Here is a 6,374-nt window from a genome sequence, read left to right as displayed (position 1 = left end):
TTCGGTGGTTAAAAAAAAAACAATTTTTACAAACATTTCTTTGTCGTACACCCCCCCCCCCCCCGGGGGGGGGGGGGCGCCCGCCCCCCCGGCGGGGCCACCGCCCGAGCCGTTTTCGGGGCCTTTTCCAGAGGTCAGGTGAGCGCTCTCGACAGGAGGGTGGCGGTTTCGGCGATCAGCGGGTTGTCGGGGGAGGCGTCGGGCTCGTGCTTCGTCGTGAGGACCGCCATGACGAGGGGTGAGCGGCCCGGGGGCCATGTGAGGCCCACGTCGTGGTTGGTCCCGTACATCCCGCCCCCCGTCTTGTCGGCGACGGTCCAGTCGGAGGGCAGGCCGGCGCGCAGTTTCGCGCCGCCCGTGGTGTTGGCGAGCAGCCAGTCGGTGAGCCGTTCGCGGTCGCCGGCCGCGAGTGCGGTGCCGAGGACCAGCCGGGCGTAGGTCCGTCCGACGGCGCTCGGACTGGTGGTGTCCGTCGTACGCCACGGTTCGGCGGAGTTCAATTCGGGCTCCCACCGGTCGAGCCGCGTCGTCCTGTCCCCGACGGAGCGGCAGAACCGGGTGATCGCGGTGGGTCCTCCCAGCTCCCGGAGCAGGAGGTTTCCCGCGGTGTTGTCGCTGTAGCAGATGGTGGCGGCGCACAGTTCCGCGACCGTCATGCCGTCGGCGAGGTTCTCCGGCTTGCCGGTGATCGGTGCGTGGCCGGAGTCCGTGACGTCCTTCCCGGTGTACCGGATGCGCCTGGCCAGGAACTCCCCGTCGCGGTCGAGGTCACGCAGCACGGCCGCGACGGCCAGTGTCTTGAAGAGCGAACAGACGGGGAAACGCTCGTGCGCGCGGTACCGCACCGTCCGGCCGGTGGCGGTGTCGCGGGCGTAGACCCCCAGCCGGGCGGAGTGCCACCGTTCGAGCTCTCGCAGCCGGCGCGTGATCTCGCTGCCGCCCTCGGGTGTCGACGCGTGGGCGTTTCCGCTCGTAGGTAAGGCGGTGGCCAGTGCTGCTCCGGCTCCCAGGGCGAGCACTTCACGCCGGGACGAGGGCTTGCCTGCGGCATTCAAGATCGTCCTCTCCTCCGGTCAGGATCTCCACTGCCGAGAACGCCCGCCCGGATCACCTGGTTCCGTCCGAAAGGAGAAACGCCCTCGGGCCGAGGAGGAAATCGCCAGGGCCCCGGCGGAGAAAATCCGTACCGTGCCGGCCGGAGAGGGCGGAGACTCTTCTCATGGCCGACATGGGGGCGTTCCGGGAAGCAGTCGTCGCGTGGGACGCCGGTGGGCCGGGTGAGCCCGCGCGCGAGCTGGCGGCGCGGTTGCCCGTCCGGGCGGTCGTCCTGCTCGAAGGGCCGAGCGACGCCGCGGCCGTCGACGCACTGGCTGAGCGGCGCGGGCGGGACCTGGAGGACGAAGGGATCTGCGTACTGCCGATGGGCGGTGCGATGAGCGTCGGGCGCTTCGCCCGGCTTCTCGGACCGTCACCCGGCCTGGGCCTGCGCCTCACGGGACTGTGCGACGTGAGGGAACGCCGCTTCTACGCCCGTGCCCTGACCGGGTCGGCGGTGGCCGGTGCAGCCCAGCCGCAGCGGTTCTTCGTCTGCGCGGCAGATCTGGAGGACGAGCTGATCCGCGCGCTGGGTGTGGCACGGGTGGAGGAACTCGTCCGGGCCGAGGGCGACCTGCGGGCCCTGCAGAGGTTCCTGCGCCAGCCCGCGCAGCAGGGCCGCACCCCGCAGCAGCAGCTGCGGCGCTTCCTCGGTACGAAGAAGGGGCGCAAGATCCGCTACGGCCGCGTCCTCGTCGAGGCCCTCGAGCCCGACCGCGTACCCGCCCCGCTCGACGACCTGCTCGCCGGTCTCTTGACGCATCCGTCGACCTTGACTCCGGCCCAGCGTCCGCGGCGTGGGGCCGCGGGCGCGGCGACGGCCGGACCCGGGGCGGGTGCGTGAGGGCACCCGTCCCGGGGCGGTCGGGTTGCTCAGAGCTGCCGGTAGTAGACGGTCACCGGGAGCGGGGTGCAGCCGAGTTTCTCGTACAGGGCCCTGGCGGGTGCGTGGAAGGGGTCTCCTCCGGTACCGATCTCGACCACCTCGGCTCCGAGGGACCGCATCTGTTCGAAGGCGTGCTCGCACAGGGCGGTGCCCACCTGGTGCCGGCGGTGCTCGGCGGACACGGCGAGGTGCGTGACACTGCCGTTCCTGCGCGCCGGGTCGACGGTCCAGGCCACGTAGCCCGCGATGCCGTCCTCGGTCTCGGCGACCGCGACGTACGCGTGCCGCTCGGGTGCGTGGAGTTCGGCGACCTGCTTGCGGTAGTCGTCGCGCCAGTCGCCGTGCTGGTTGGCGAAGACGGCCTCGCCCACCAAGGGACGGAAGGAGTCCTCGTAGAACGGCCGGAACGTCTCGATGGTCAGTTCGGTGAGTGGCGCCAAGTCGCCGTGAACGAACGCGCGCATGCGCATGGAAGTGTGCCTTTCGGGGCTGAGGGCTTGATACCCGGGGACACCCGGGGGAAGAGAGGGCATCGGTCGGCCCGCTCCCTGCCGATCGCGGTCGGATCGGCGGTGAGCCAGGCCCTCAGCGGCGGGTACGCCAGGCGGCAAAGCACTCCATGACCCGCATCGTACGCCCCAGCCTGCCCGCGCAGGCGTGGGATCCGTTCTGGGCGCGGGGGCGCTCGGGGTTCGTGCACGGTTCGTCGGCGAAGCGGTGCGTCGACGGGGCAGGCGAGCATGCGCTTCGGCGTACGAACGCACACTCCGTCGGCCGACGGGCGGCTGGTGCCGGAGCTCATGGAATGTGCCGAGTTCCCAGGCGACTTCGGAGACCGCCCGGTCCTGGCCGAAAGTTTTTCGCGGAGGGCGGCAACCTCCCGCACACTCGCACGTCGTGCAGGGAGAAGGGCATGATCTCGTGCCCCCGACGCACATCGGGAGAAACCGCCTTGTCCTACCTGAAGCGCGCAGTCGTCACCGCCGTCGCCACCGGCGCACTGGCCGCGACCACCGTGCCCGCCTGGGCGACGGCCGAGTCGAGCGCCACGCCGTCCGCCGCCCCGTCGCCGGTCACCAGCCTGCCGCCGAACGCCACCCCCTCCGCCGCCCCGAGCCCGGAGGCCAGCCTGCCGCCGAACGCCACCCCCTCCGCCGCCCCGAGCCCGGACACCAGCCTGCCGCCGAGCGACACATCGTCTGCCGCCCCGAGCCCGGAGGCCAGCCTGCCGCCGGACGACACCAAGCCGATTCCGGACGTCAGCAGCGCCCCCGGCGCCCCGCGGTCCTCCACCGAGCCCGAGCTCGCGCACACCGGCTCCGACTCCACCACCGTCGCCATGGGTGCCGGCGCCGCCGGCCTCGTCGCGCTCGGGGCCGGGGCCCTGTTCGTCGTGCGGCGGCGCGCCCTTCGCTGACGTGCTCGCCCCGAGGAACCCCGTGCTGCACCACGCCCCGCCGTTCCGCCCCGCCGCGCCCGGATTCCCCCGGGTGCGGCCCGGCGGCGGGCGGGGCGTGCGTGCGGCCCTGCGCACACTGCTGCTGCTCCGCGACCGGTCGGCCCCGGCTGCCGGCCGCCCGCTCGCAAGCCACCTGCGGCCCGCGGCCCCGTACGGCACCGCGGCACCCCGGCATCCCACCCTCACCGACCTCTACCACGCGCACCGCCTCGGCATGGTCCGCCTTGCGGTACTCCTCGTCGATGACCTCGCCACCGCCGAGGACGTCGTCCAGGACGCCTTCACCGCCCTCTACCGTCGCCACGGCGAGCACATCACCGAGGTCGACAACGCGCTGGGGTACCTGCGCACGGCGGTCGTCAACACCTCCCGTTCGGTGTTGCGGCGCCGTCGCACCGCCCGCGCCTGGACCCCGCCCGCCCCGGTCGACGTCCCCTCCGCCGAGGAGCACGTGGTGCTGGACGAGGCGCACCGCGAGGTGCTCGCCGCCCTGGGCCGGCTCACCCCGCGCCGCCGCCAGGTCCTGGTCCTGCGGTACTGGGCCGACCTCAGCGAGGCGGAGATCGCCCAGGCCCTGGGGATCAGCCGGGGTGCGGTCAAGTCGAACGCCAGCCGCGCCCTGGACGCGCTGGAACGGATTCTGGAGGGACGGATATGACGGCCGGAGGGGAACGCGAACGTCTCGTGGAACGCCGACTGCGGCAGGCGCTCGAAGCCCGGGCGAAGTCGGTCACGGCAAGGGATCTGCGGCCGGCCGCGCCACCCCGCCCGGCCCGCCGACGGCTGTGGTGGAGGCGGGTTCCGACGTCCCGGGTCGGCCTCGCCGGTCTGGCCGGCCTCGCGGCCGCCGCCCTGGCCGGGGCCGCCTACCTGATGCTGGCCCCGGAACCGGCCGACCCGCGCCCCGTCCCGCCGGCCGTCCCGCCCGGGACCACCTTCCCGACTCCCAGCACGAGGCCCGGTACGACCCCGAGCGCGACACCGAGCCCCCGGCCGAGCGGCAGCCTGCCCGCGGACCGGTCCGCAGCGCCGTCCACCTCCCCCAGCCACTCGTTCCCGTACGGCACCGGTGGTTCGAGGGAGTGATCCGGCGGCCGGGTCAGGCACGCGGTGGCGTGAGAGGCCGGACAGGCCCTAGCCGTCGACGCCCTCGACGGCTTCCCCCGCGGGACCGCTCGCGTCCGGGCCGCTGTCCTCGGGGCCGATGGAGTGCTCTTCCCAGCGGTGCGCCCTCCAGCCCTCGTCGGGGGCGCCGGAGAGGATGACGACACCGGTGTTCCGCAGCGCGTGGGCGGAGGCGAAGGCGACGTCGACGTTCTCCGCCCGGGCCGCCACCCACATGCGGATCGCGGCACCGTGGCTGACCATGGCCACGGTCTCGGCCCCGGTGGCCGCGGCCTCCTCCACGACGGCGTCGTACCGCCCCAGGGCCTCCGCCCCGTTCTCCCCGCCCGGCATCCGGAGCCCGGTGTCCCCCGCCGACCAGGCGAAGGCGGTGGTCAGGTAGGTCTCGGCGGCTTCGGCGTCCCCCCGCATCTCCAGGTCGCCGGCGGACAGCTCCCGGATACCGTCGCGCACCCGGACCTCCAGTCCCGTCCGGGTGGCCAGCGGTGCCGCGGTGAGCTGTGCGCGCAGCAAGGTGGAGGCGTAGAGGGCGTCGATCCGCTCCTCCGCCAGCGCGTCCGGGAGGGCGGCCGCCTGCTCCAGGCCCAGCGGGGTCAGCCCGGGGCCGGGTTCTGCCGTGTCCAGCAGGTGCTTGAGGTTGGAAGGGGTCTGACCGTGGCGTATGAGCAGGAGGCGCATGTTCGGTTCTGTCTCCGTGAAGGCCGGGGGTTAGTCCTCCACTCTGCCACCTCGCTTGTCTCCCTCTCGGGTCGCCGTCTGCGGACCGGCTGGCCATGCTGGTGCTGGGAGCGGCCTGCATCCCGGCGACCTTCCCAGCGACAAGGAGCACGGCATGTCCACGGACACGGTCGGACGATTCCTGACGGCTCTGGACCCGGACCACCGGAAAGCCGTCAGCGCCAAACCGCGCGAGGAACAGGAGCAGCTCGCGGCGGCCTGGGAGCGGGAGCTGGAGAGCGACACCGAGCTCGACTCCCTCGACGAGCTGTCCCCGGCGGCGGCGGAAGCCGAGGCGGCCCGCCGCGTCCTGAACCGCGGGACGGGCTGATCCCGCCGGCGCCCCGCGCGCCTGACACCGGCCCTCGCGGATGTGTGACGTCCATGAGCCATGGCGCGTGTCACACGGCCGGCCTGTCACAGGGAGCGGGGCGCCGGCGTCTCGTGTTCGTCCGGTGCACCACCACGAACACGAGTGAGGACGACGGCATGGACGTCCGTTTCACCATGTTCGACAACGAGATCTCCCTGAAGTTCGCCAAGCGGTTCGCAGGCGCCGCCCTGGTGGTCCAGCAGTCTCCGCTGCCGAGGTCCACGCAGGAGCTGGTGTCGCTGCGCGCCAGCCAGATCAACGGCTGCGGTCACTGCATCGACATGCACACCAAGGAGGCGGCGGCCGGCGGTGAGAGCGCGGTCCGGCTCCACCTGGTCGCCGCCTGGCGCGAGTCCACCGTGTTCACCGACGCCGAGCGGGCCGCGCTGGCGCTCGCCGAGGAGGGCACCCGGCTCGCCGACGCCCACCAGGGCGTGTCCGACGAGACCTGGGCCCGGGTGCGCAAGCACTACGACGACGACCGGACCGCCGCGCTGGTCGCCCTGGTCGCGCTGATCAACGCGGCCAACCGGCTCGCCGTGATCGTGCACCAGCGGGGAGGCTCCTACGAGCCCGGCATGTTCGCCGCCGCGGTCGGCTGACGTCGACCGACCGGCAGGCGGATCCGGCCCGCCCGGCCCGTGATCACGCGCTCCGGGCCGGGCCGACGGTTCACGTGCCGCTCGACGACGTCCTGTCGGACGGTCGACGGAAGACCT

Annotated in this window: 9 protein-coding genes; 6 read left to right on the top strand and 3 right to left on the bottom strand. The window is 73.1% G+C overall.

Annotation, left to right across the window (positions count from 1 at the left end; genetic code table 11):
* Positions 1–134 precede the first annotated feature (134 nt).
* On the bottom strand, positions 135–1,055 hold the full coding sequence (gene bla, locus AB0I73_RS10490) for a class A beta-lactamase (protein WP_363035784.1): 921 nt from the start codon (positions 1,053–1,055) through the stop codon (positions 135–137).
* 164 nt (positions 1,056–1,219) lie between these two features.
* Between bla and AB0I73_RS10485 the strand changes: the two genes are divergently transcribed.
* Entirely contained in the window at positions 1,220–1,939 is a 720-nt protein-coding gene (locus tag AB0I73_RS10485) for an ATP-dependent endonuclease (RefSeq protein ID WP_363035782.1), read from the top strand.
* Positions 1,940–1,968: 29 nt separating this feature from the next.
* Here the strand turns inward: AB0I73_RS10485 and AB0I73_RS10480 are convergent, their stop codons facing one another.
* Positions 1,969–2,445 (bottom strand): GNAT family N-acetyltransferase, encoded by a 477-nt coding sequence (locus AB0I73_RS10480; RefSeq protein WP_258308336.1) that lies wholly within the window; start codon positions 2,443–2,445, stop codon positions 1,969–1,971.
* 488 nt (positions 2,446–2,933) lie between these two features.
* Here AB0I73_RS10480 and AB0I73_RS10475 point away from each other — a divergent pair, with 488 nt between their 5' ends.
* Genes AB0I73_RS10475 through AB0I73_RS10465 form a run of 3 tightly spaced genes read left to right on the top strand, consistent with a single transcriptional unit; the run spans position 2,934 to position 4,526 of the window.
* The gene (locus AB0I73_RS10475) at positions 2,934–3,398 is read left to right on the top strand and encodes an LAETG motif-containing sortase-dependent surface protein (protein ID WP_363035780.1); all 465 of its coding nucleotides are present in this window, start codon (positions 2,934–2,936) and stop codon (positions 3,396–3,398) included.
* A gap of 22 nt (positions 3,399–3,420) precedes the next feature.
* Positions 3,421–4,098, top strand: coding sequence for a SigE family RNA polymerase sigma factor (locus tag AB0I73_RS10470; RefSeq protein ID WP_363035778.1), 678 nt, complete (start codon positions 3,421–3,423; stop codon positions 4,096–4,098).
* Positions 4,095–4,526, top strand: a complete 432-nt coding sequence (locus AB0I73_RS10465) for a hypothetical protein (RefSeq protein WP_363035776.1) — start codon at positions 4,095–4,097, stop codon at positions 4,524–4,526. The genes AB0I73_RS10470 and AB0I73_RS10465 overlap by 4 nt, the downstream gene beginning before the upstream one ends.
* Positions 4,527–4,574: 48 nt before the next feature.
* Here the strand turns inward: AB0I73_RS10465 and AB0I73_RS10460 are convergent, their stop codons facing one another.
* Complete coding sequence (locus AB0I73_RS10460) at positions 4,575–5,243, bottom strand: histidine phosphatase family protein (protein WP_363035774.1); 669 nt, start codon at positions 5,241–5,243, stop codon at positions 4,575–4,577.
* A gap of 154 nt (positions 5,244–5,397) precedes the next feature.
* Here AB0I73_RS10460 and AB0I73_RS10455 point away from each other — a divergent pair, with 154 nt between their 5' ends.
* Positions 5,398–5,613, top strand: a complete 216-nt coding sequence (locus tag AB0I73_RS10455) for a hypothetical protein (RefSeq protein ID WP_363035772.1) — start codon at positions 5,398–5,400, stop codon at positions 5,611–5,613.
* Between the two features lie 158 nt (positions 5,614–5,771).
* On the top strand, positions 5,772–6,257 hold the full coding sequence (locus AB0I73_RS10450) for a carboxymuconolactone decarboxylase family protein (RefSeq protein ID WP_363035770.1): 486 nt from the start codon (positions 5,772–5,774) through the stop codon (positions 6,255–6,257).
* The last annotated feature ends 117 nt before the right edge of the window (positions 6,258–6,374 follow it).

This window comes from Streptomyces sp. NPDC050388 (genome assembly GCF_040655635.1).
In the GTDB taxonomy this organism is placed as follows: domain Bacteria; phylum Actinomycetota; class Actinomycetes; order Streptomycetales; family Streptomycetaceae; genus Streptomyces.
The sequence above is the reverse complement of the archived record's forward strand: the minus strand, read 5'-3'. Positions and strand labels throughout refer to the sequence as shown.